General features: G+C 63.6%; 21 protein-coding genes. 17 read left to right on the top strand and 4 right to left on the bottom strand.

The window, feature by feature from the left end; translation table 11 throughout:
* The first annotated feature begins 88 nt into the window (after positions 1-88).
* From VNN55_01330 to VNN55_01305, 6 genes are read left to right on the top strand one after another with little or no spacing between them, the layout of a single operon-like run.
* Positions 89-1,204 carry a pilus assembly protein N-terminal domain-containing protein gene (locus tag VNN55_01330; GenBank protein ID HWO56185.1) on the top strand — a complete coding sequence of 372 codons (1,116 nt, stop codon included), beginning with the start codon at positions 89-91 and terminating at the stop codon, positions 1,202-1,204.
* 18 nt (positions 1,205-1,222) lie between these two features.
* Entirely contained in the window at positions 1,223-2,377 is a 1,155-nt protein-coding gene (locus VNN55_01325; GenBank protein HWO56184.1) for a pilus assembly protein TadG-related protein, read from the top strand.
* 57 nt (positions 2,378-2,434) lie between these two features.
* Positions 2,435-3,583 (top strand): AAA family ATPase, encoded by a 1,149-nt coding sequence (locus VNN55_01320; protein HWO56183.1) that lies wholly within the window; start codon positions 2,435-2,437, stop codon positions 3,581-3,583.
* Positions 3,584-3,606: 23 nt separating this feature from the next.
* Entirely contained in the window at positions 3,607-4,992 is a 1,386-nt protein-coding gene (locus VNN55_01315; protein ID HWO56182.1) for an ATPase, T2SS/T4P/T4SS family, read from the top strand.
* Positions 4,989-5,963, top strand: coding sequence for a type II secretion system F family protein (locus VNN55_01310; protein HWO56181.1), 975 nt, complete (start codon positions 4,989-4,991; stop codon positions 5,961-5,963). The genes VNN55_01315 and VNN55_01310 overlap by 4 nt, the downstream gene beginning before the upstream one ends.
* A gap of 9 nt (positions 5,964-5,972) precedes the next feature.
* Positions 5,973-6,869 carry a type II secretion system F family protein gene (locus VNN55_01305; GenBank protein ID HWO56180.1) on the top strand — a complete coding sequence of 299 codons (897 nt, stop codon included), beginning with the start codon at positions 5,973-5,975 and terminating at the stop codon, positions 6,867-6,869.
* A 216-nt stretch (positions 6,870-7,085) separates the two neighbouring features.
* Here the strand turns inward: VNN55_01305 and VNN55_01300 are convergent, their stop codons facing one another.
* The 4 genes from VNN55_01300 to VNN55_01285 form a co-directional block, all read right to left on the bottom strand.
* Entirely contained in the window at positions 7,086-7,457 is a 372-nt protein-coding gene (locus tag VNN55_01300; GenBank protein HWO56179.1) for a DUF192 domain-containing protein, read from the bottom strand.
* Between the two features lie 84 nt (positions 7,458-7,541).
* Positions 7,542-8,372: a hypothetical protein gene (locus tag VNN55_01295; protein HWO56178.1), complete on the bottom strand. Its 831-nt coding sequence runs from the start codon at positions 8,370-8,372 to the stop codon at positions 7,542-7,544.
* Between the two features lie 308 nt (positions 8,373-8,680).
* On the bottom strand, positions 8,681-9,616 hold the full coding sequence (locus tag VNN55_01290; protein ID HWO56177.1) for a patatin-like phospholipase family protein: 936 nt from the start codon (positions 9,614-9,616) through the stop codon (positions 8,681-8,683).
* Between the two features lie 153 nt (positions 9,617-9,769).
* Positions 9,770-10,309: a hemerythrin domain-containing protein gene (locus tag VNN55_01285; GenBank protein HWO56176.1), complete on the bottom strand. Its 540-nt coding sequence runs from the start codon at positions 10,307-10,309 to the stop codon at positions 9,770-9,772.
* 149 nt (positions 10,310-10,458) lie between these two features.
* Between VNN55_01285 and VNN55_01280 the strand changes: the two genes are divergently transcribed.
* From VNN55_01280 to VNN55_01230, 11 genes are all read left to right on the top strand, one after another.
* The gene (locus tag VNN55_01280) at positions 10,459-10,911 is read left to right on the top strand and encodes an Rrf2 family transcriptional regulator (protein ID HWO56175.1); all 453 of its coding nucleotides are present in this window, start codon (positions 10,459-10,461) and stop codon (positions 10,909-10,911) included.
* Complete coding sequence (locus VNN55_01275; protein HWO56174.1) at positions 10,908-12,794, top strand: FAD-dependent oxidoreductase; 1,887 nt, start codon at positions 10,908-10,910, stop codon at positions 12,792-12,794. Before VNN55_01280 ends, VNN55_01275 begins: the two co-directional genes overlap by 4 nt.
* Positions 12,779-13,246 carry a ubiquinol-cytochrome c reductase iron-sulfur subunit gene (locus VNN55_01270; GenBank protein HWO56173.1) on the top strand — a complete coding sequence of 156 codons (468 nt, stop codon included), beginning with the start codon at positions 12,779-12,781 and terminating at the stop codon, positions 13,244-13,246. Before VNN55_01275 ends, VNN55_01270 begins: the two co-directional genes overlap by 16 nt.
* Before the next feature lies 1 nt (position 13,247).
* Complete coding sequence (locus VNN55_01265) at positions 13,248-14,801, top strand: cytochrome b N-terminal domain-containing protein (GenBank protein ID HWO56172.1); 1,554 nt, start codon at positions 13,248-13,250, stop codon at positions 14,799-14,801.
* Positions 14,802-14,810: 9 nt separating this feature from the next.
* A complete protein-coding gene (locus VNN55_01260) occupies positions 14,811-16,319 on the top strand; it encodes a c-type cytochrome (protein HWO56171.1) in 1,509 nt (502 codons plus the stop codon).
* On the top strand, positions 16,316-19,162 hold the full coding sequence (locus VNN55_01255) for a molybdopterin-dependent oxidoreductase (protein HWO56170.1): 2,847 nt from the start codon (positions 16,316-16,318) through the stop codon (positions 19,160-19,162). Before VNN55_01260 ends, VNN55_01255 begins: the two co-directional genes overlap by 4 nt.
* Positions 19,163-19,180: 18 nt before the next feature.
* Positions 19,181-20,473 carry a 4Fe-4S dicluster domain-containing protein gene (locus tag VNN55_01250; GenBank protein HWO56169.1) on the top strand — a complete coding sequence of 431 codons (1,293 nt, stop codon included), beginning with the start codon at positions 19,181-19,183 and terminating at the stop codon, positions 20,471-20,473.
* Between the two features lie 104 nt (positions 20,474-20,577).
* Entirely contained in the window at positions 20,578-21,198 is a 621-nt protein-coding gene (locus VNN55_01245; GenBank protein ID HWO56168.1) for a hypothetical protein, read from the top strand.
* The gene (locus VNN55_01240; GenBank protein HWO56167.1) at positions 21,195-21,863 is read left to right on the top strand and encodes a molecular chaperone TorD family protein; all 669 of its coding nucleotides are present in this window, start codon (positions 21,195-21,197) and stop codon (positions 21,861-21,863) included. Before VNN55_01245 ends, VNN55_01240 begins: the two co-directional genes overlap by 4 nt.
* The gene (locus VNN55_01235) at positions 21,851-21,994 is read left to right on the top strand and encodes a twin-arginine translocase TatA/TatE family subunit (protein ID HWO56166.1); all 144 of its coding nucleotides are present in this window, start codon (positions 21,851-21,853) and stop codon (positions 21,992-21,994) included. The genes VNN55_01240 and VNN55_01235 overlap by 13 nt, the downstream gene beginning before the upstream one ends.
* A gap of 203 nt (positions 21,995-22,197) precedes the next feature.
* Positions 22,198-22,953 carry a recombinase zinc beta ribbon domain-containing protein gene (locus tag VNN55_01230; protein HWO56165.1) on the top strand — a complete coding sequence of 252 codons (756 nt, stop codon included), beginning with the start codon at positions 22,198-22,200 and terminating at the stop codon, positions 22,951-22,953.
* Positions 22,954-23,326 lie beyond the last annotated feature (373 nt).

The raw sequence follows: 23,326 nt of genomic DNA, 5'->3' as shown, positions 1-23,326 counted from the left end.
GGTTCCCCAGCGGGCGAGAACGGGTCGGACGGGCTTCGCCTGTCCGGCCGGGCGCGCCCTGCTCGTCGCATCACTGGTTGTGGCCGCAATGTGTGCCGGAACTCTGTCCGCGCGCGCCCAGGGAGGGGTGGCGGAATTGCGCGTGGTCGAAGGACACTCGAGGGTCCTCCGCCACCGCGAAAAGATCAAGAGCGTCTCGGTCGCCAACACCGAAGTCGCCGACGTTGTGGCGGTGACCCCGGATGAGCTGGTCGTGATTGGCAAAAAGGTCGGCAACACGACGCTGATCGTCTTCGGCGAGACCACACCCTATGTGATGCACAACATCATCGTCGACCGCAACTTTTCCGGCCAGCAGATCCTGCTGGAGGTGCAGATCGGCGAGGTGAACCGCAGCACGCTCAAGGAACTGGGATTCGACTTCACCTGGGTGAACACCGACGACAACTTCATTACCGAAGGGGAAAAGACGGTCGGCAGTTTCGGCGGCCAGACCCAGGTGCCGAAAGTCCCGGTTCTGCCCAATCAGGGGTTGACCGGCTTTTTCCGTTTTGTCGGTGATTACAATCAGATTTCGGCGGCGGTACGCGCGCTGCAACAGCGCGGCGACTACAAACTGCTCGCCTCGCCGCAGTTGCTCTGCTTAAGCGGCAACGAGGCCAGTTTCCTCGCCGGCGGCGAAATTCCGGTCCCGTCCTCGGTCAGCAACGTCGGCGGCGTAACCCAGTTGACGCTGGAGTGGAAGGAATACGGCGTGCGGCTTAACTTCACGCCGACAATCATCGATTCGACGTTGATCAATCTCCGGGTCCGTCCCGAAGTCAGCAGTCTGGACTACAACAACGCCGTGCTGTTGTCGGGATTCTCGATCCCGGCGCTTCTGACCCGGCGCGCCGACGCAACCGTGGAACTCAACAGCGGCGATGGACTCCTGCTCGGCGGCCTGGTGTCGAGCGAGCGCGTAAAGAATGTGCAAAAGATCCCGATTCTCGGGCATCTCCCGATCATCGGGGCGTTGTTCACACGTCATGAGAGCAGCACGGCGGAGAACGAATTGCTGATTCTCGTCTCGCCGCGACTGTATACCGCGGGCGCCGAAACCCTACCCGAGTTGCCGTGGGATGGTGTCAGCGGCGACGAGGGTCCGGTGGTGCCGTCGCCCGAGGAGGCGGTGCCGCCGGAAGGCGGCTCGCAGGGAGAGTAAGTGGAAGGACGGTGGCCGATGAGACGCATGCTTGAGACTTTTCATCAGGACGAACGGGGCGCGGTGGTCGTCTTGGTGGGCGCGCTTATGGGCCTGCTGTTGGTTTTCTGCGTGTATGCGATTGACATTGGCCAGCTGGTATTGGTACGGACGCAACTGCAGAACGCTGCCGACGCCGCAGCGCTGGCGGGTGCCCGCGTGGGCGGGCTGACGGGCGGCGACACCGCCGCGGCGCAGCTCGAGGCCATGATGGCTTCCGGTACCAACCGCGCCCTCGTCGATGTCGGTGATGGCAGGAGCAACGTCATGGGGAATGTCGTCATCAACGACGGCGATGTCACCTTCCCGCAGGCCCGACGCATCCATGTCGTCACCCATCGCACCGAAGAAACGGATGATTCCTTTGTCAGTTACTTCATACGCATCTTCGACAAGGACAGGGCAGGCGAGATGACCGCGCGCGCCGCGGCCGAATTCTTCTGGGTCTGCGGGGGCAAGTGCCTCGAGCCATGGGCGCCGCCCGACCGCTGGTTTGACGCCGACGGCAATGGCGAGTACAACCCTGACAGCATCAGGAATCCCAACGAATATTATGACCCCATCGCCACGGGGTACACCGACGCCGACCTGGGCCAGCCGATTACGATCATCCTCGGCAACGGCAATCAGGATGGCTTCGGCCAATTCTGGTATTACTCTGTCGACTTCCCGCCGCGCAACGACGGTGACCCGGTTTCAGGGGCTGACCGGTACCGCGACTGGATGTGTCAGGGGTGCCTGGACTCCTCCTTTACTGTTGATCCGGGCGATGAGTTGGTCGTTGAACCCGGAAAGCAAGTGGGGCCGAACTCCGCTGGACTGAACTGCATTGTCGGGAGCGATCCGACCGCAGAATGGGACGAGGCCACTGGTACGGTCGTGAACTCCGCCTTCAGTGTGAGCCCGCGCATCGTCAAATGCGCGCTCTTCGATCCGCACATTGGACTTGCCGATGACGGCTCCGGACGCAAGTATGTCAGAGTGGTCAAGATCATGGTGCTGTTTGTCGAGAGCACTTCAAACAATAATCAGCAGATCACCGGCCGCTTTATGCGGCTGAGCGAGCCGGGCGGCACCGTGTGTGCCAATCAGAACGATCCGACCTTTCTGTATAAGACAACACTGGTCGAGTAGGCGGAGGGGCCATTCGTTTGCAAAGGGCGGGCGCCTTCAGCACAGAAAACGGAGATTATGGGACCTAACGTTACGGCCATCATTGTGGATTCCGATGGCGGATTCCGCAAGGCGGTGCGCCAGCAACTGAAGGGATTCCCCGGCGTCGAGCTGGTGGGCGAGGCGGAAAACTTCGCGGCGGCGCAGGAGTTGCTCCTGCGCACGCGTCCGCACCTGGTCTTTCTCGAGTTGCCCACACGCCCGGATGAGGCGTTGGCGGCGGCCGACCGCTGGCGCAAGGAGCATCCCCAACTGCGCATCTTCGCCACCTCGGCGTCGAAGACGCCGGATCTCATCTTAACGGCCTTCCGCTCCGGGGTGAGCGAGTATCTGTCGAAGCCGCTGGAAGTGAAGGAACTGCACAGCGCGCTGGACCGGGTGGTCCGTCTGATCGAGGCCGAGACCGCCCACGCCCGCTCGGCCGGCAATGTGATCGCCGTCTTCAGCAAGAAAGGCGGACTGGGAGTCACCACCATCGCTGTCAATCTGGCGGTGGCACTGGCCGCCGCCGGACGCGAGACGGTCATCGCCGATCTGGCCTTCGACATCGGCGACGTGGCCAGCCAGCTGGACCTCGAACCGGATTTCAGAATGACCGACATCCTCGATCCGCGCGGCGAGGTCGATCCCGCCCGCCTGCAGGGGTCGCTGATCCGGCACAAGTCGGGCCTTCTCTACCTGGGCGAAAAGGAAGTCACCAGTACGTCCGAGGGGATCACCGCCAAGCAGTTGAGCCAGATGCTCTCCCACCTGCGGGATTCCTACAACGACGTGGTGCTCGATTTGCCGCATACCTTCGACGCCTACACCTACGAGGCGTTGCAGATCGCCGACCGCATCCTGCTGGTGGCCACCTGTGAACTGTCGACGATCCGGGCCACGCGCTACGCGCTGCAGGTGTTCCGGTCGCTGGGCTTTGACGACAACAAGGTGAAGGTGATCCTCAACCGCGTTTCGCGCAAAGACGCCATCTCCGAGGAGCAGTTCTGCGAGACCGCGGGCTGCCGGGTGGCATACCGGATTCCCAGCGACTACCGCACGGTGATCGAGGCGATCAACGCCGGTGAGCCGCTGGTGATCAGCAACCAGAAGTCGAACGTCGCACGCAGTCTGAGCGAAATGGCGCGCATGTCCATGTCGCCGAACGGATCGGCGCCGGCGAATTAAGCGACGTCCGGCAGGAGCGAATCATGGCATTTCGTCCACGATCAGGATTCGGTCGTCCGCCCGCGTCCGAAAAGCGCGAGCCCGCCAAACCGGCGTCCCAGACCGCCCCGGCTGCTCCGGTGTCGGCCGAAAAACGCGACGCCTTCGGCGAGCTGAAATCCCACATCCATCAGACCCTGATCAACCGACTCGACCTCTCCGTCCTGATCACCGTCGACCGCACCGTCCTGCAGTCGCAGATCGGCCGTGTCACCGAGTCGCTGCTCCTCGAAGAAGGGCTCAACCTGACCCCCGAGGTCAAGGAGCGGCTGATCACCGAAATCCGCGACGAGCTGCTCGGCCTGGGGCCGCTGGAGCAGTACATGAACCGCCCGGAGGTCTCCGATATCCTCGTCAACGGCTACAACCAGGTCTACATCGAAGAGGGCGGCAAGCTGCAGTTGACCGAGACGCGCTTCAAGGACAACGACCACTTGATGAAGATTATCGACCGGATCGTGACCCGCGTCGGACGCCGTCTCGACGAGGCCTCGCCGATGGTCGATGCGCGGCTGCCCGATGGCTCGCGCGTCAACGCGATCATACCGCCGTTGGCGCTGGACGGGCCGATGTTGTCCATCCGCCGATTTCGCACCAACGTGCTCAGCATCGAGGATCTGCTGGAGCGCGGCTCGATCACGCCGCCGCTCTTCGAATTCTTGAAGGGCGCGATCAAGTCACGGCTGAACATCGTGATCTCCGGCGGCACCGGCTCGGGGAAGACCACGCTTTTGAACATCCTCTCGGCCTACATCCCCGACGACGAACGCATCGTGACGATTGAGGATTCGGCCGAGTTGCAGTTGCAGCAGCCGCATGTGATCCGCCTGGAAACGCGCCCGCCGAACATCGAGGGGCGCGGCACGGTGACCCAGCGCGATCTGTTGCGCAACGCGCTGCGCATGCGTCCCGACCGCATCCTCATCGGCGAGGTGCGCGGCGCCGAGATCTACGACATGCTGCAGGCGATGAACACCGGCCACGACGGCTCGCTCACCACCATCCACGCCAACAGCACGCGCGATTGCCTGCTGCGTCTGGAGACGCTGATGCTGCTCTCCGGGATCGACATTCCCGGACGCGCCATCCGCGAACTGATCGCCAGCAGCATCAACCTGCTGGTGCAGGTGACGCGCTACAGCGACGGCTCGCGGCGGGTCTCATCGATCTCCGAGATCGTCGGCATGGAGCAGAGCACGATCACGCTGCAGGAGATCTTCCGCTTCGAGCGCCAGGGATTGGGCGAAGGCGGACGGGTGCTCGGCGTGTTCCGTCCCACCGGGATCCGTCCCAAGGCGGTCAACCACCTGGCGGCGGCCGGCATCCAGTTGCCCACCGAACTGTTTGATCCGGAAGGGACGCCGTTGTGAACCTGCAGTACCTCGCCATCATCGTCTTTGCCGGCTTCTTCCTGCTGTCGCTGGTGATCTTCCTGGTCGCCTACGACCGTCTGGGCAAGCGCAACCGCAAACTGCGCGACCGCATGCGCCGCATCGTCGAGGGGCAATCGCAGGCGCCGGAAAAAGACTTCCTCATCCTGCGCGACCAGTCGTACAGCACCATCCCCTTCCTCGACCGCCTGCTCGGGCGGATGACCTCGGCGCGGTATCTGCAGGATGTCATCAACCAGGCCGGGCTGCCGATGCGCGCCGGCGCGTTGGTGCTGGCGGCGCTCTCGCTGGGCAGCGTCATCGGGCTGGTCATCACGCTGCTTATGCAATCACGGCTTCTGGGATTTCTCGCCTTCATCGTCATCTTGCCGATTCCGTTTTTCTGGGTGTTCTGGCGGCGCGCCAAGCGCATTGACCGTTTCGAGGAACTGCTTCCCGAAGCGATTGATTTGACCGTCAACGCACTCCGGTCGGGGTTCTCGCTGGAGGCGGCGATGAGTCTGGCGGCGCAGGAGATGCCCGATCCGGTCGGCACCGAGTTCGCGATCACGTATGAAGAGCAGAACCTCGGCGTCGAATTCGTGCAGGCTCTGGAAAGCATGGTGCGGCGCATGCCCAGTGACGATCTGCGGATCATGACCACCGCGATTTCGATCCAGCGCCGGACCGGCGGCAACCTCGCCGAAATCCTCGCGATGCTGGCGCGGATGATCCGCGAGCGCTTCCTGCTGCGGCGGGAAATCCGCATTCATACCGCGCAGGGACGGCTCTCCGGGCTGATTCTGGTTATTCTGCCGCTGGTCATGGCGATCCTCGTGCAATTCCTGAATCCCGAGTACCTGAAGGTGCTTTATGACGATCCTGCCGGCATGTATCTGATCGTCGGGGCCCTCGTCCTGCAGATCATCGGCATCATGGCTATCCGCCGGATCGTTCGACTGCGCTATTAGAGGACACCCGTGAACTTCTCCCTGCTGACCGTCGCAATCTTCCTCGGCTTTTTCGGGCTGCTGATCACGATTCTGCTGTTCGTGTTCCGCTCGCGTGATCCGCTGGAGCGGCGGTTGCGCGATGTGCGCGAGGGTGGCGCGCCGCTGGAGGGTGGTCGGTCGGGCGAGGGGCCCTCGCTTTTAGTCAGCGTCGATCCGAGTTCCTACACCTCGCTGCGGGCCGATCTGACCCGCGCCGGCTTCCGCGGACGGCATGCGGTGACCTGGTACTGGATCCTGCGGGTCTTCTGGGGCGCGGTCCTCGGGCTTCTCGGCTACTGGGTCCAGGACCAGTATATCGCCAAGGGACCGCTGAAGGTGCTCCTGCCGCTGGGCGCGGCGGTATTCGGCTATGCGCTGCCCTATCTGATCGTGAGCAGCCGGACGCGGACCCGGCGCGAGAACATCCAGCGCGCCATTCCCAACGTGCTCGATCTGATCATCGTCTGCGTCGAGGCGGGGCTGAGTCTCAACGCCGCCATCCAGCGCATCGCGCGCGAGATGCGGCACACCTACCCGGAACTGGCCACTGAACTGAGCATCCTCAATCAGGAATTCTTCCTCGGTGTCGGACGGGCCGATGCCTTCCGCAATCTGGCGCTGCGCACCGGCGTCGATGAACTGCGCTCGCTGGCGACCGTGCTCATGCAATCGGACAAACTGGGAACCAGCATTGCCGATGTCCTGCGCGTGCAGGCGGAAATCCTGCGCACCAAACGGCGTCAGCGCGCCATGGAGGATGCGCAGAAGCTGCCAATTAAGTTGCTGTTTCCGCTCATCCTGTTCATATTCCCGGAGTTGTTGGTGGTGCTCCTGGGGCCGGCGGCCCTGCGGTTGTATCGGTCGCTGACGGAAATGTCGCGGTAGGTTCCTTCGGAAAGGGGAAGCGCATGGACACACTCAACATCGTACTGATTGTCCTGGCCATTATCCTCGGTGTCGCGTGGTACACACGCCGCCGCAATCGCATCCGTCGCGAAAAGATGGGCCGGCGTTAGCCGTCGGGCCAAACTCCCCGCCTGTGTCCCGGCCGTCGATCCCGACGCCGGGGCGGTTATCCGCTTGTCTGTGAATCGGCCGTGCTCACTCCGGCGAAGGCCCGCCGGTCTCCTCAAACTCGATCAGATCCCCCACTTCGGCGCCGGTCGCCCGCAGCCGTCCCGGAGATAGCTCCAGCACCCCGGCGGCGCGGAAGACCAGTTTCGAGATGCGCCACGGCTTCAGGCCGTGTTGCGTGGCAAGAACGCGCCCATCGGCGCCGAGAAAGGCCACGTCGATCGGAAATCTCATGCCAATGGTATGGACCCCCTCGCAGGGAGTGAGGTAGATCGCCTCATCCGGCGCGACAGAGGCCCGCCCCAGCCAACCGCGACGACGTTGTTGCGATGTCCCGGCCCAGGTCACGTTTGCGGCGAGGATGGTGTCGCTTTTCGTTCGATTGATCGCGCGCAACATGACAGCGGGATGGTAACGAATTCGCGATCGGTGCGCTATGGGTGGCGACGCAAAGAGATCGGTGGCAGCAGGTCCGGGGGTGACTCACGGTCCCACATGCTGTCCGGAAGGCGGACGCGTGTAATCCAGCTCCGAGCCCCACATGCTGTGCGGAATCAAGTAGACAGCCAAAAGCAGCAATGCGGCCACCAACACTTCAGGATATCGGGCCTTTGGTCGTCGCACACGATAGGCGGCGAAGGCCCAACCGAGAAAGGCCACCAGGGTCTTGTTGTCGGTCATGTCCTGGCCGAAAGGCCAGCCAGTCCAGTAGCTGCCAAAGGCGTGCTTTTGCACCATCGGACCGAGGATGAGCCCGCCGACCAGCAGGAATCCAAGCGTCCACCAGGTCAGACCTGCCACCCGTGGTCCCCGGGTCACCGCCTCCAGCCCGGCACGCGTGGACAACAGCATCGCCATGAACATGAAGATGACATGCGGGATCAGGACGATGAGGGGAACACTCCCCTTGAAACGGATGATCACCGGCTGGGCGGTCAACGGCACCGGCGCTCCGTCTCCAGTGATGACGCTGACCTGGTAGGCGATTTTTCCGGCCGGGGGTTGATGGGGCAGGGTCCCCTGCAGGACCTCGCCGTCACGAACCATTGCCACCGTCGTCCATTCGTCGTGGCTCTTGAACCGCCGGAAGGTGATCTCGCCGCGAAGCGTGGTATCGGGCGCGGTGATCACGATCCGGGCATCACCCGAAACACCATGGCTGCGCGGCAGAGCGAATTCGAGCCGATGGCCGTCGACCGAGACAGCGCCGGAGACGGGGTAGGTAGGCCCGGTGCGCCGTTGGTAGGTCGCGGAAACCAGCGTGACGGCCAACGCCAGAATCCACAGCAGGACGGACTTTGATCGGGACTGCATAAGCGCTGCCGGCGCCCCAGGCGCCGTGCGTGTAATAAACACAGGTGCCCCAATCGCCGCGGTCAACTTGGCTCCCGATCCGGTCCATTCCTGACACTTTCTGGCCGCCCGGACGCGGCCGTCAGTAGGCCCTTAACCGGGGCCGAGCCCCGCTCCGTTGCTGGGCGCGGCTCTTGTTGATGGCCTGCGTGGTCGGAGGTAACGAAACTGAATCGATTGGACCAGGTTGACCGAAGGGCAAACGGACGGCGCTCAGATGTGAGGGCGCCGAGCCGCATTGTTGGCTCCTCCCGAGTCGCCAGACCCCCTCAGATCCAGTTCGCCTTCAGCCAGGCGACCGCCGGCTTCAGGTCGACGGAATTGGCGAAGTCGATCATCTCTTGGATCTTGCCGACGCCATCCATCGGAATCTTCATATCAGGCGGGAACGCCGGTCCGACACGGCAGTAGCGATCGCCGAGCAACTGGCGGCATTGGTAGTCGGCGATTCCGGCGACGCCGTCGAGCATGAGACTGACCAGCGGTTTGGCCCACTGCGCATACCCCCAATTGAGCGTCTGCCCGCGCACATACTCCAGCGGCGTGCCCGTTCCCAACGAGAACAACACGACATCGCCGAAGGCGGGACGGTTCGGCAACCGGACATCCTGCGACTGCGCCAGCGCGCACATGCTCGGATTGGTCGCATAGACTCCGCCGTCGATGTATCCCTCGAAGGAGGGGAAATAGGTCGGAGCCGCGGCGGTGTAGACCCCCACCTTCCAGGCCAATTGATCGCCGTCGCCGGGATCCGACGGGCTCCTAAAATTGTGGAACAGCTTTGGCTTCCAGCGCCGCCGTGATGGATTGGGGTCCTCGTTGTCCAGATCGAAGGCGGTGATCAGGACCTTGGTTTTCAAGTCCTTGAGTCTGGTCTCGCCCAGGATCGCCTTCAGTTCGCTTTTCAGCCCAGTCAGACCATAGTCGGCACCGATGACTTTGCCCAGGTCGAAGACATCATCCAGCCAGCTGTCGTCGAACACCTTCGTGCCTTTCTTCTCATACAGCGCGCGGATGACCTCGATGTCCAGTCCCTTGGCGATGCCCAGCGCCAGAAGGCCGCCGGTCGATGTCCCCGCCAGCAGATCGGTCTGGTTCAGCCACCCGCTCAGGCCGGGTGCTTGCGACAGCCGTTGAATGAGGATGGCGGTGATCAACCCGCGAATCCCCCCACCGTCCATGGACAGAATGCGATATGTGCTCATCGCTCCCTCCGGTCGAATCGCGTCCTCGGATTCCATTTCGCACGTCCGCAAATCAGGAGCGAAAGTATGGTGTATGGTGATTGTGTGCAATCACGCAAGCGCCCGCCATCAGCTGACGGCGGGCGCACGACGAGGCGTGGCAACACGCAGTTGTCAGGTTGTCAGCGAGTCGACCCAGTCGCGCTGCGACTGGCTGCGGTCGCGCTCACGCTCCTCCAACGCGGCAAATTGCTGGAGCAGACGCTCCTGGCTGGCCGGATCGAGGGCGCGCTCGGCCAGCGGGAAGAGGATCATGTTCTCCTTTTGAATGTGGGCGCGCAAAAGCGCGACATAGGCCAGGGCCTCACGGATCAGCTGCCGACGCGCGGCCATGTCGCCGCCGGCAGCGGGCGTCAGCGCCGCTTCCATGGCCCGGATATGACCACGTCCCAAGTCGTGCTCGTAGAGCATGACCGCGACCGGGCCGGCTTCCCGCGACATGCCGGCCGCGCAGAGGGCAGGGAAGAGGACCTGCTCCTCCTTCTGATGGTGGAGCCCGTCGGCAAAATGGCGGACGAAGCCGATCGCGGCGGTGAAGTAGTCGGTGTCGATCGGGGCGCCTTCGGCCACGGCGCGCACCCGGGCTTCCAGCATGTCGAGGACGCGTTCGATGGTTTCATGCTCCCGCACCAGAGAATCGCACGATCCGGTCATTGCAGGCCTCCTGGAGAGGACCGTCGGCGGTCCGGTTTTTGACAGAATCGGGGAGGGGGCGCTCAAGCGTGGGCGTCGCGCCGCCGATTTCTGTCACGGGGAGCAATAAATCATATTGACATGAAGAATTCAAGAATTATCATGGCGCCATGATCTCGCACACCGCCGAATATGCCATCCGCGCGATGGCCGCCCTCAGCCGATTGTCCGACGGCGGCTTGGTCGGCGCCGGGGCCCTCTCCCGCTCCAGCGGCGTCCCCGCCAACTACCTTTCCAAGATCATGCACACCCTCGGACGCGCCGGCCTGGTCGACTCGGTCCGCGGCCCCGGCGGCGGCTTCCGTTTGGCCCGCCCCGCCCGCCGTCTGACCGCCTACGAAATCGTGACGCTCTTCGACGACCTCGACGGCCGGCGGCGTTGTTTCCTCGGCAACAAGACTTGCAGCGACCATCATGCCTGCGCCGCCCACGCGATGTGGTCGGGGGTGTGGGACAAGTACGAAACCTTCCTGCGGCAAATGACGCTGGAGAAACTGGAGCCGCCGCTCAAACCCCCGTTCCGCGCCCGACCGGGCACGGCCAACCGACGCGCGCCCGCATGAATTACCCGATCACCATACCCGACCGCGAGTACTGGAAGCGGCAGATCAAGTGCCAGTACGCCTGTCCGGTGCACACCGACGCGCGCGGGTATGTGCGGGCCATTGCCGACGGGGATGACCGGACCGCCTATCTGATCGCGCGCGGGCCGAATCCGCTGGCGTCGATCTGCGGACGGGTCTGCGGCGCCCCGTGCGAACAGGCCTGCCGTCGCGGCGACTTCGATGACCCGATCGCCATTCGCGCCCTCAAGCGCTATGTCTGTTCGCAGTTCGGCCCGGAAGGGGAGAACGCCCCGGCGCAGTTGGTCGACTTCCTGCGCCGTGCCGCCCTTGGCGCCGACCGCGCCTGCGAGGATCACGATGAGCTCCTGCCGCTTCTGCAGGCGCTCACCGATCAATCGGTGCCGCGGGCGCGGGGGGAAAGCGTGGGGATCATCGGCAGCGGGCCGGCCGGGCTGGCCTGTGCGCACGATCTGGCGCTGCTGGGCTTTGATGTCACCATCTATGAAATGGAGCCGGTATTGGCCGGGATGCTCGCCACCGGCGTGCCGGAGTACCGTCTGCCGCGCGATCTGATCCGCGCCGAGGTCGATGTGATCATCGCCATGGGGGTCAAGGCGCGCACATCCTGCCAGGTCGGCAGGGATGTGTCGTTCGCCGAGCTGCGGCAGCAGCATGATGCGGTGGTCGTCGCGGTGGGCGCCAAGCGCTCGCGGCGCCTGCCATTGCCCGGCTCCGAGGCCCCCGAAGTTCTGGGCGGCGTCGAGTTCCTGCGCGCGGTCTCGCTCGGCGAGCCGGTGTCGCTCGGACACCGGGTGGTGGTCATCGGCGGCGGCAATGTCGCCTACGATGTCGGGCGCACGGTCTTGCGCCAGATTTCGCTGGATGCGGCGCGCACCGCATTGCGCGCCGCCGGTGTGGCCGAGGTGCATCTTTGCTCGCTGGAGTCGCTGGAGGAGATGCCCGCCGATGACATTGAAATTATCGAGGGTGCCGAGGAGGGCATTCTGCGCCACAACAGTCTGGGACCGAAGGCGATCCTGACCGATGCCGACGGGCATGTCCGCGGGGTTGAGTTCCAGAAATGTCTGCGAGTCTTCGACGAAAACCGCCGCTTCGCGCCGCTGTTTGATCCCAATGACACCACGGTCATTCCCTGCGATCATGTGCTGGTCGCCATCGGGCAGTCGGTTGATCTGTCATTCGTATCCGGCGCCGAAGGGGTGGCGCTCAATGAACGCGGACTGATTACCTGCGATCCGGTCAGCGGCCGCACGGAGTGGCCCGATCTGTACGTGGCCGGCGATCTGGCGTACGGGCCCAAGTTGCTCATCCATGCGGTCGCCTCCGGCAAAGCGGTGGCGCGGGCGATCTACGAGCAGGTCACCGGGCACCCGCTGCGGCACGACCAGGTTGAGCTGCACTTTCCGATCGCCGACTACGGACGCGAGAAGAATTACGAAAAGACGCCGCGTCTGCATCTGCCGACCGCGCCGGTCACCGAGCGTGTGCACTCCAACAGCGTCGAGGTCGAGCGTCCGTTCGACGCCTGCGCCGCGCGGCGCGAGGCGGGGCGTTGCTTCGATTGCGGGGTCAACACCATCTTCGACGGCGAAAAGTGCATCCTCTGCGGCGGTTGCGCCGACGTCTGCCCCTCGCTGTGCCTGCGATTGGTGTCGCTGGAGCGGCTGGTTGCCGATGGCGCGGCGTCGGAGGTCATCGATCGCCAGCTCGATGGCTTCCCCGCGGCGGAGGCCACCGCGATCGTCAAGGATGAGACCATCTGCATCCGTTGCGGTCTGTGTGCCGAGCGTTGTCCCACCGGCGCGATCACCATGGAACGTTTTCTCTTCAAGGAGTTGCCGGTATGCCGGGTCGCTTAGATCCCAAGCCGATCCCGCGACGGGATTTTCTCGGACTGGCGGGGTTGTGGAGCGCGGCGATTGCCATCGTGGGGTCGGTGGCGGGAATGGCGCAACTTCCCAAGCCGCGTGTGTTGCCGGAAGCCGCGGGCACCGTCAAGGTGGGGCCGGCCACGGCCTATCCCGCGGGGACGGTCAAGGTGTTCACCGATCATCGCATCCGGGTGATTGCGACCGACCAGGGCGTGGCGGCGATGTCTTTAATCTGCACCCATCTGGGATGCGTGGTGGCCGAAGGCCCCGATGGTTTCCACTGCCCGTGCCACGGTTCCCGGTTCGATGCCCAGGGGCGGGTCTTGGGCGGACCGGCGCCGCGGGCGTTGCACTGGTTGCCGATCTCGCGCGCCGCCGATGGTTCCCTGCTGGTCGACACCAAGGGCGATGTCCCGCCCGGGACATTCTACGAGGTCTGAGATGACAACAAAAACCTCCGGACTGGGGCTCTTCTGGCAGAATGTCGTCTCGCTGCCGTCGTCGCTGCGGGAGTCGTTCGCGCGCCGCTCGGCGCCGACCTCCGACCGCGCGCGTTCGCAATCGATCTTCGCCAACATCTTTCTGCACATCCACTCCACGCGGGTCCATCCGCACGCGCTGCGGCTCTCCTACACCTGGGGACTGGGGGTCGCATCGGCGGCGCTCTTCTTCATTCTCACCGTGACCGGCGTGCTGCTGATGATCTACTACAAACCGTCCACCGAACTGGCCTACCAGTCGATCAAGGACCTTCACTATGTGGTCCCCACCGGCCGGTTCATCCGCAACATCCATCGCTGGGCGGCGCAACTGATGGTCATCACCGTGCTCTTGCACATGGCCCGGGTGTTCTACACCGGCTCCTACAAAAAGCCGCGCGAGTTCAACTGGGTGATCGGGCTGGGGCTGTTTGTGCTGACGCTGGCGCTGTCGTTTACCGGCTATCTGCTGCCGTGGGACCAATTGGCCTACTGGGCGATCACGATCGGCGCCAACATTGCCGCCTCGCCGACCGAACTGACCGACGCGATCGGGATCACGCACTGGTTCAACATCGGCGCCTTCCAGAAGGAGTTGCTGCTGGGCGCCAGCGAAGTGGGCGAGGACGCGTTGATCCGCTTCTATGTGCTCCATGTCATGATCCTGCCCATCCTGCTGGCGATCGGGATGTCGGCGCACATCTGGCGGGTGCGCAAGGATGGCGGGCTGTCCCGTCCGGGACGCCACACCACCGCCGCGGGCAAGGGGGTGGGAGCATCGCAGCCGGTTCCGCAGACGCCGTCCTCGTCGCCGACCAAGACCTACGGCCTCATGTGCGTGGTGAAGGGCAAGACGCCAGCCACCGACCAGAACCTCGACGAAACGGTTCCATCGTGGCCCTACCTTCTGCGCGCCGAACTGCTCGTTCTCATGGTCTTCACATTCTTCTCATTGGTGCTGGCCTACTTCTTCGATGCGCCATTGAAGGAACTGGCCAATCCGTCGGTGCCGGAAAATCCGGCGAAGGCCCCGTGGTACTTCCTCGGTCTGCAGGAGATGGTGTCGTATTCCGCCTTCATCGGCGGCGTCGTGGTGCCGGCCGTGGCGATGATCGGGCTGGCTTTGATTCCGTATCTGGATCGCGAGCGCGAACAGGTCGGTGTCTGGTTCTCGGGGGCCGTCGGACGGGTGGTGGCCTGGCGGTCGCTCGTGTTCGGCGCCATCGCCGCGGTGGCGATGGTGGCCATCCCGGTTAATTTCGGCTGGTTGCGCAACTGGTTCCCCGGCATCCCGCAATTGTGGATCATTCTCATCAATCCCGGCACGATCCTGACCGCGCTGTATGTGCTCTGGTCGGTCTATGAACTGAAGCGTTCCGGATCCACCCGGATGGCGGCGATCGCGCTGTTCACCTGTTTTCTGGTCGGATTTGCGATCCTGACCACGGTCGGCACGGTGTTCCGCGGACCCAACTGGGACTTCTACTGGTGGCCGTCGCAGTGGCCCACGCATTAGGAGACAACGATGTCAGCGCCGGATATCAAATCGATCGATTATCGTGTCAAGGTCTGGCTCCTGGTGGCCGGGATGCTGACAATCCTGGCGCTGCTGGCCGCCGCGGTGCGGGAGAACTTCCTCACCGAATGGCGTCTGCATCAGCGCGCCTACCGTGACATTCTTGAAACCAAGGCCACCGACCGGCAGGGGCAGGACATTCGCGACCGGTTCGAAGTGCGGCTGCGTCAGGCGGTGGTCCCCGACCTGGGCGCGATCGACCGTTGTCTCTCCTGTCACACCGGTATCGACGATCCGCGCATGACCGATGTGCCGCAACCCTACAAGGTCCATCCGGGTGATATCCTCGATATTCATCCGCCGGAGCGATTCGGCTGCACCATCTGCCATCGGGGGCAGGGCGCGGCGGTGACCTTTGCCGAAGCCAAGGCCGAGGACTATTTCTGGGATTACCCGCTTCTGCCGCGTGAGTTGACCGAGGCCTCCTGCGGACTGTGTCACACTCCCGCCGAGCTGGAGGGCCGCGGCGGGAGCCGTCTGGCCGAAGGCGCGCGTCTCTTCGAGGCGAAGGGTTGCCGCGGCTGTCATCAACTGGGCGGACGCGGCGGATCGATCGGTCCGGTCCTGGACAACGAGGGGCTCAAGATTAAGCACCAGCTCCCGATGGCCGGCGTCGATGGACCGCACACGGTGCCGCAGTGGCTGATCGAACATTTCCGCGATCCGCAGAAGATCGTCGCGGGCAGCAAGATGAAGACACCCGGCTTGAATCACGACGAAATCCTGGCCCTGACCACCTTCATGCTGGCGCAGCAGCCGCGCGACCTGCCGCGGTCGTACCTGTCGCCGGCCTTTCACGCCGCGCTGTCCCTGAAGAACCGTCCCAGCGACTGGACCGGCGTGCAATTGTACGCGCAGTTCTGCGCGACCTGCCACGGTTCGGGGGCCATTGGCCGTTACGACAAGTTCTACAAGAAATTCATGCCCGCCATCCGGTCGGCGTCGTTCCTGACGGTGGCCGATTCATCCTATCTGGCCAACACCATCCGCGATGGCCGCCCCGGCACACTGATGCCGGGCTGGTCGACGGAGAAGGGCGGGCTTGACGACAGCGAAATCGCGCGGATCATCGCCTATCTCCGCGCCGGATCCGCCGAGACCGAGGCGGTGTCGTTGTCGATTCCGCCGGTGCGTCTGGATGGCGGACGCGCCGAACACGGGCGCGCCCTTTATACGCGGCTTTGTGTCGGATGCCACGCGCCCGGCGGTATCGGCGATTTGGCGCCGGCGCTGGCCAATCCGACGTTCCAGAAATACGCCTCAAATGAAATGCTCTATCAGACGATCGCCTATGGGCGCCGCAACACCGCGATGCCCGCGTTCCGGGCGCCCGCGGCCGGCGGGCTTGATGATGCGGCGGTAATCGACCTCATCGCCTATCTGCGCACTTTGGGGGCGCGCACAACCGCGCCGGCTTCGCCCTCCACCGCCCAGGTCACCACGGGGATGCTGCCATGAACGACAAAGACGAAAAGCACGAAGGTCTGCTTGCGCCGGTGAACCGCCGCAAGTTCATCCTCGGCGCCGGAACCGGCCTGGCCGCCTTCTGGGCCGGCAGCGCCTTCGGGCAACTGGAGGAGTTCGACATCATCGATGTCGATCCCCTGCGCACCTATCCTTATCGTGGTTGGGAGGATCTCTACCGCCGCCAGTACACCTGGGACAGGGTGGTGCGTTCGACCCACTCCGCCAACTGCACTGGCTCGTGCTCGTGGAAGGTGTATGTCAAGGACGGCGTCATGCTGCGCGAGGAGCAGGCCGGCGATTACCCGCGCATCAGCGAAGATCTGCCCGATTACAACCCGCGCGGCTGCCAGAAGGGCGCCTGCTTTGTCGAGTACGTCTACGGCGCCCAGCGCCTGAAATATCCCCTGATTCGCGCCGGCGAGCGCGGCGAGGGGAAGTGGAAGCGCGCCTCCTGGGATGAGGCGCTGACCGTGATCGCCGACAAGCTGCTCGACAATGTCTTCCAGCACGGTCCCGACACCAACACCTTCTTCACCGTCATACCGGCGATGTCGCCGGTGTCGTTCTGCGGCGGGACACGCCTCGCCCACTTTCTCGGCGGCGTGGTGTGCTCCTTCTATGACTGGTATTGCGATCTGCCGCCGGGGGAGCCGATCACCTGGGGCGTGCAGACCGAGTCATGCGAGTGCGCTGATTGGTTCAACGCCAAGTACATTGTGCTCTGGGGCGCCAACATCAACGCCACGCGCATCCCCGATGCGCACTTTGCCTGGGAGGCGCGCTACAACGGCGCCAAGGTGGTCTGCATCTCTCCCGATTACAATTGCTCGGCGATACACTCCGATCTGTTCCTGCCGATCGCGCCGGGCAGCGACGCGGTCTTGGCGCTGGCGGCGGCGCGCTACATTCTTGAGAGCAACCTGCACGATGTCCCCTATATCAAAGAGCAGACCGACCTGCCCTTCCTGGTGCGCCGCGACAACGGACGTTTCCTGCGCGCGGCCGATCTGTCCGCCGACGGCAAGCCAAACCAGTTCTTTGTCTGGGATCAGGCCTCAGGCGCGCCGAGGCCCGTGCCCGGTTGCGAGGGCTCGGAGCAGAAGACGCTCAAGCTGGAGGGCCTCGATCCGGCGCTGGAAGGGGAGTGGACGGTGCGTGGCGCCGACGGCGCCTCCATGGAAGTCACCACCGTGCTCGGACTTCTGCGCGCGACGCTGGCCGATCCGCAGTACTCGCTGGAGCGCGCCGCCGAACGCTGTCATCTGCCGGTGGATGACATCCGCCGCTTTGCCGACGACCTCGGTCGCACCAAGCCGGCGATGATCATCCATGGCGCCGGCACCAATCACTGGTACCACAACGATCTGCTCAACCGCGCGATGATCCTGCTGGTGGCGTTGACCGGAAACGTGGGCAAAAACGGCGGCGGCTTCAATCACTACGTCGGACAGGAACGCATCTGGCCCGAACACGGCTTCAAGATGCTGGCCTTCCCCAAAGGCGCCAAGAAACAGCGGTTCCAGAACACGACGATGTGGACTTACTGCCACTCGAAGATGTCCGACCCGCATAAAATCGACGGCAAGCCGATCGAGCATTACATCCTGGAGTCGGTGCGCAAGGGTTGGATGCCGCTGTGGCCCAAGAATGACTGGGAGAAACTGGACGCCACGCAAATGCACGACCTGCCGCGCAAGCCACGCTCGCTCATCGTCTGGCGCGCCAACTATCTCAATCAGGCCAAGGGGAACGAGGCCATCCTCCGCTCGCTGTGGAAGGACCTCGACTTGATCGTCGATGTCAACTACCGCATGGACACCACCGCCCTCTACAGCGATGTGGTCCTCCCGGCGGCATCGTATTACGAGAAAACCGACCTGAACTCGACCGACTGCCACTCATACTTGCACCCGTTTTCGAAGGTTCTCGATCCACTCTACGAATCGAAGACCGACTGGGACATCTTCCAGGCCCTGGCCGCCAAGATCGAGGAACGCGCCAAGGCGCGCGGCCAGACGCACTTTCGCGATGAGGGTCTCGACTGGGATCGTGATTTCGGCCGTTTCCTGGCCGACTGGAACGATGACGGCAAACTCGCCGGCGACGAGGACGCCTGCAATTTCATCCTCGCCAACTCGGAAGAGACCAAAGGGATGTCATACAAGTCGCTGCAGGATGGTCCGGCGCGCTTTACCGGCATCGACGCGGAAGTCTGGAATTCGGATATCGAGCCGGGACGCGCCTACACCCCGTTTACGCATCAGATCGAAAAGAAACGTCCCTGGCGCACTCTGACCGGCCGCCAGCAGTTCTACGTCGACCACGAGTGGTATCTGGCGCTGGGCGAGCAGTTGCCGACGCACAAGGAACCGCAGGACGATCCGGAACACCCGCTCTACTGGAACACGCCGCATGGACGCTGGTCGATTCACTCAACCTGGCGCGACAACCGCTACCTTTTGCGCCTGCAGCGCGGCGTGCCGATTGTCTACATCCACCCCGACGATGCCGCCCAGCGCAACATTGCCGACAACGACTGGGTGAAGATCTTCAACCAGGAGGGATTCGCGGTGGTGCGCGCCAAGATCCTTCCCGGCGAGAAGGCGGGGCGCCTGACCATGTACCACGGTTGGGAGAAGTACCTCGGCTTCCAACAGGGCGGATGGCAGTCGCTGACCTACATCAAGATCAAGCCGACCCAGTTGATCGGCGGTTACGGCCACCTGAACTTCAGACTCAATTACTGGGGGCCGACAGGAAACAACCGCGACATCAAAGTCGACATCGCCAGGTACACCGGTCCGGTGGCGGACTACAGCGGCGCGGCCTCATAACGCCGGGGAGAGACGATCATGTCCCAGCATCAATACGCGATGGTGATGGATCTCAACAAGTGCATCGGCTGCCACACCTGCACGTTGGCCTGCAAGAAACAGTGGACCGACGGCGACGGGATGGACTACATGTACTGGAACAACGTCGAGACCCATCCCGGCACCGGTTACCCGCGCGGCTGGCACACCATGGGCGGCGGCTTCGATCAACAGCGCAACCTGCAGCCTTCCCCGTTACCGGCGCGCGAGGATTACGGCGAGGCGCTCGAGTACGATTACGCCCAGCGGCTGTTCGAGGGCGGGAAAAAGCCGGTCATGCCGCACAAGGACGCCAAGTACCTGCCCAACTGGGACGAGGATGTCGGCGGCTGGGATCCGAACAATCCCTACTTCTTCTACCTGCCGCGCATCTGCAATCACTGCACCCACCCGGCCTGCCTCGAGGCCTGCCCGCGCAAGGCGATCTACAAGCGCACCGAGGACGGCATCGTGCTGATCGATCAGCAGCGCTGCCAGGGTTACCGCTACTGCATCAAGGCCTGTCCGTACAAGAAGATTTACTTCAACGAGGTCACCGGCAAAAGCGAGAAGTGCATCTTCTGCTATCCGCGCCTGGAGAAGGGCAAGGTCAACGCCTGCGCCGCGCAGTGCCCGGGACGCATCCGCTTTGTCGGCATCCTCGATGATCCGGAATCGCCGGTGCACAAACTGGTACGCAAGCACCAGGTCGCACTGGGGCTTTTCCCGGAGAAAGGGACCGAGCCGAATGTCTACTATGTCCCGCCCTTCAATCCGCCGAAGACGGGCAATTATGGCAAAAGCATCCTCGATGACCCGCGCCTGCCGCTGGACTATCTGAAGTATCTCTTCGGTCCCAAGGTGGTTGGCGTGATTTCGTTCCTCGAAGGCGAACTGAAGCGCGCCCAGTCGGGGCAGACCAGCGAGGTGCTGCAGTTGCTGATTGGCCGTGATGAGCATGTCCGCTATCGCATCGTTCCCGATCTGGTCCGTCGCGATGCGCCCCCGGAGGTTCAGGAGCGCACCGATCCATCCAAACCGGCGGGCCCCGCCATCGAGAAGAAGGGGAGCCGCGAGTTGCCCGCGTCGGCGCCGGGGCATGCGTCGCTGGGGCCAACCGATGCCGATCCGGTGACCGCCGCGGTCAGCGAGGCCTTTGGCCTGGGCGCGGCCGGCTCGATTGCGCCGGCCGCCGGCGCCTGCGGCAGTTGCGCCATCAGCAAACTGTGCGCCTCCAGCGCCGAATACGGCGGACCCGGCGAAAGCGCGGAGGGATTAATCTCATGGTACTAAGTCGCGTATTGATAACCGCCGCCATTCTCTTGCCGGCCTTCTCCACGGCCGCGGCGCAGACCGGAGCAGCCTCCGGTGAACCGGCGTTGCCGTTGGCGGCAGCAGTGACAACATCGCCGGCGTCCGCCATCCTCGCCGATGATGCTGCGGTCTGGGGCGCCGTGTCCCCGCAACCACTGCATCTGAATCACACGCCGCCGCTTTATGACACCGATCCACGCGATGACGGGCACCGCCCGCGGGCGTCGATACAACTTTTGCGCGCCGACACGACGCTTTATGTGCGCCTCGTCTGGGAGGACGCCACTGTCGACAGCATCCCGATGGCCAAACGCTATGTCGATGGCGGCGACTCGGCGATCTACAAGCGGCAGTCCGAGGTCATTGACCGCTTCCGCGATGCCGCCTGCGTGATGATGCCGCGGGCGCAGACGGCGGTCACGCCGTCACTGGTCATGGGCGATGTCAATCATCCTGTCGCCTTGTACTACTGGCGCAACGGCGAGGGGTTTGTCACCGGGACCGCCGCCGGACGCGGCTCGACAGCGCTTTCGACCACCGTGTTTGCCGGACATGCGCGTCATGCGAATGATCAATGGCAGGTGATCTTCGCCGTGCCGATGACTCAGACCCCACAGCCGCTGGCCATCGCCCTCTGGGACGGCAGTCGTCAACATCGTGATGGCCTGAAGTACTACAGTCTCTGGTATGAGGTGACACCATGACCTCCGATCCCGGCGCCGGGGCGCGGGAGTGGGCCGCGGCCTTTGCCTTCACGCACGCGCTGTTCCGCAAACCGTCGCCGGAGCAACATGCCTGGCTGCACTCAATGGAATGCCGGCATGCCTGGCGCGAGCTGGCCGGCGCATCAGGTGTTGTTGAAAGTCTCGATGTGCCGGAGCTCTTTGACGATTTCGCCGAACGATTCATCGCCACCTTCGATGTCGGCACGCCGGCGCCGCCGGTGCCGCTGATCGAATCGCACTACAACAAGCGCGAGCCGATCCCGCGCATCCTGCATGAGAACATCCTGTTCTACCGCCAGTTCGGCGTTCAGCTGCGCGACAGCGCCCTGGAAAGCGCCGATCATCTGCGTCATCAGTTGGAGTTTGTCCGCCACCTCCTGACCTATCTGGCGGAGATGGAAATCCGGGGTGACCATGATCGCGCGGGACAGGCACGTCAGGCCTGCCGCGAGTACACCCGACGGCATCTGTGCAGTTGGCTGCCGGAGGCCATCGCAGCGGCCGCTGATGCCCCGCTCGCAATGGCCCAGCCGGCGCTGCAATTGGCCGGCGCCTTGGCCGGGGCGGTCACGGAGTTGCCCGAAAGCGAATCACCGGCGGCGAACACGTCGCCCACAAAGGAGAAGTCTCCATGTTCGGTTTAGGCGCGCAGGAACTCCTGCTCATACTGCTGGCGCTCATCCTCCTGTTCGGCGCCAACAAGATCCCGCAACTGGCCCGCGGCCTCGGCCAAAGCGTTCGCGAGTTCCGCCGCGGCATGTCGGAAACACAGTAGTCCACTCGCCATCGGTGGTCCTGTGCCGCCAGGTGCCCACCGCTTGCGGTGGGTGACTCCATAACGCGAGATCGTCTCAATTCGCCAGGCGTTCCTTTCCTTCCGTCTTCTGGCAGGTGGGTGACCTGCCCACAGCAAGCTGAGGGGCACCCGGCAAGGTCCGGCACCAGGGGCAGCTCTACCCGGGGGAGCAGGATGCCATCGTGGACAAGCGGATCTTCCGAGAGGTGCAGAAACTGCTCCAGCTCAACTCGCAGAACAGGGGGGCGGACACAAGGAACAAGCATGGTGCCCTGCTCCGGGGACTGCTCAAGTGCGGCCACTGTGGGGCGGCCATGGCCCACACCTACACCCAGAAGGGCAACCGGCTCTACCGCTACTACATGTGCCTGACCAAGATGAAGCGGGGGAAAGATGCCTGTCCCACCCCGACCCTACCGGCCCAGGAGATCGAGGACTTCGTGGTGGAGCAGATCAAGACACTGGCCCGGGATCCGGAGTTGCAGCGGCAGGTGTTCCAGGAGGCCAGCAGTCAGCAGAAACAACAGGTCGCCCAGCTGGCGTCCGAGCGCAAGCGGCTCCAGCGGCAACTGCAAGCCCGGAAGGAAGAGGCAAGGCGGCTGGCAGGGGTGCTGGCACAAGCCAACGGGGACTCACCGACGATCCTGAAGCGGATCACCGAAGTCGAGACCGCATCGGCGACGATGACCGCCCGGATAGCCGATCTGGGCCGGGAGATGGCCGCCGCGCACCACAACATCGACTTCGAGCACCTGCGGGCCGCCCTCACCGAGTTCGACGCCATCTGGGAGGCGTTGACGCAGGCGGAGCAGGCCCGGCTTGTTAGCGGTTTGGTTGCGGCAGTAGCTTGCGATTTCAACGGAGTGATTGGCGTAAGCCTGTCCGTCGGTGCCAATCAGTCACTGACCTCAAATGCCCGATATTACAAAGTCCGTTGACATCTCGACCGATCTTGTTATAGTTAACAATAGTACGGCTTGCAGCGCCCAGGTGTGCCATCTTCCCGTGAGTTGTCTGGGCTCTCATTGAAATGCAGCCCCTTTAGGGCATTCCATGAACTGCCTTGGTAGAGCCATCTGCATCGCGAGCATCGGCGCGTTGCTTGCGCTTGTGCTAACTCTCGGGGGAGGTTTCGGTCCCGTTCTTGCCACAGAGAGAATTGACCCCGTTGTGCCGGGGTGGGTCCGGCTCGCCCAGGACTCTGTGAGAGGGGAAGTTGAGAGTGCTCTCTCTGGATCGCGAGGTGCCGGCGAGGCATGCCCACAAATACTCGAGTTTGAACTCTCCCACACCGTCGCCTCAGTTTACGAA

Source organism: bacterium (assembly GCA_035559435.1).
In the GTDB taxonomy this organism is placed as follows: domain Bacteria; phylum Zixibacteria; class MSB-5A5; order WJJR01; family WJJR01; genus JACQFV01.
Note: the sequence above shows the minus strand (reverse complement) of the source record. Positions and strands in the feature narration are given on the sequence as shown.

Excerpts from the sequence above, each read along its gene's own strand:
- VNN55_01285 (HWO56176.1), bottom strand. The coding sequence starts at position 10,309 with ATGACCGGATCGTGCGATTCTCTGGTGCGGGAGCATGAAACCATCGAA.
- VNN55_01295 (HWO56178.1), bottom strand. The coding sequence starts at position 8,372 with ATGCAGTCCCGATCAAAGTCCGTCCTGCTGTGGATTCTGGCGTTGGCC.
- VNN55_01280 (HWO56175.1), top strand. The coding sequence starts at position 10,459 with ATGATCTCGCACACCGCCGAATATGCCATCCGCGCGATGGCCGCCCTC.
- VNN55_01240 (HWO56167.1), top strand. The coding sequence starts at position 21,195 with ATGACCTCCGATCCCGGCGCCGGGGCGCGGGAGTGGGCCGCGGCCTTT.
- VNN55_01300 (HWO56179.1), bottom strand. The coding sequence starts at position 7,457 with ATGTTGCGCGCGATCAATCGAACGAAAAGCGACACCATCCTCGCCGCA.
- VNN55_01235 (HWO56166.1), top strand. The coding sequence starts at position 21,851 with ATGTTCGGTTTAGGCGCGCAGGAACTCCTGCTCATACTGCTGGCGCTC.
- VNN55_01260 (HWO56171.1), top strand. The coding sequence starts at position 14,811 with ATGTCAGCGCCGGATATCAAATCGATCGATTATCGTGTCAAGGTCTGG.
- VNN55_01315 (HWO56182.1), top strand. The coding sequence starts at position 3,607 with ATGGCATTTCGTCCACGATCAGGATTCGGTCGTCCGCCCGCGTCCGAA.
- VNN55_01255 (HWO56170.1), top strand. The coding sequence starts at position 16,316 with ATGAACGACAAAGACGAAAAGCACGAAGGTCTGCTTGCGCCGGTGAAC.
- VNN55_01270 (HWO56173.1), top strand. The coding sequence starts at position 12,779 with ATGCCGGGTCGCTTAGATCCCAAGCCGATCCCGCGACGGGATTTTCTC.
- VNN55_01250 (HWO56169.1), top strand. The coding sequence starts at position 19,181 with ATGTCCCAGCATCAATACGCGATGGTGATGGATCTCAACAAGTGCATC.
- VNN55_01320 (HWO56183.1), top strand. The coding sequence starts at position 2,435 with ATGGGACCTAACGTTACGGCCATCATTGTGGATTCCGATGGCGGATTC.
- VNN55_01325 (HWO56184.1), top strand. The coding sequence starts at position 1,223 with ATGAGACGCATGCTTGAGACTTTTCATCAGGACGAACGGGGCGCGGTG.
- VNN55_01330 (HWO56185.1), top strand. The coding sequence starts at position 89 with ATGTGTGCCGGAACTCTGTCCGCGCGCGCCCAGGGAGGGGTGGCGGAA.
- VNN55_01265 (HWO56172.1), top strand. The coding sequence starts at position 13,248 with ATGACAACAAAAACCTCCGGACTGGGGCTCTTCTGGCAGAATGTCGTC.
- VNN55_01275 (HWO56174.1), top strand. The coding sequence starts at position 10,908 with ATGAATTACCCGATCACCATACCCGACCGCGAGTACTGGAAGCGGCAG.
- VNN55_01290 (HWO56177.1), bottom strand. The coding sequence starts at position 9,616 with ATGAGCACATATCGCATTCTGTCCATGGACGGTGGGGGGATTCGCGGG.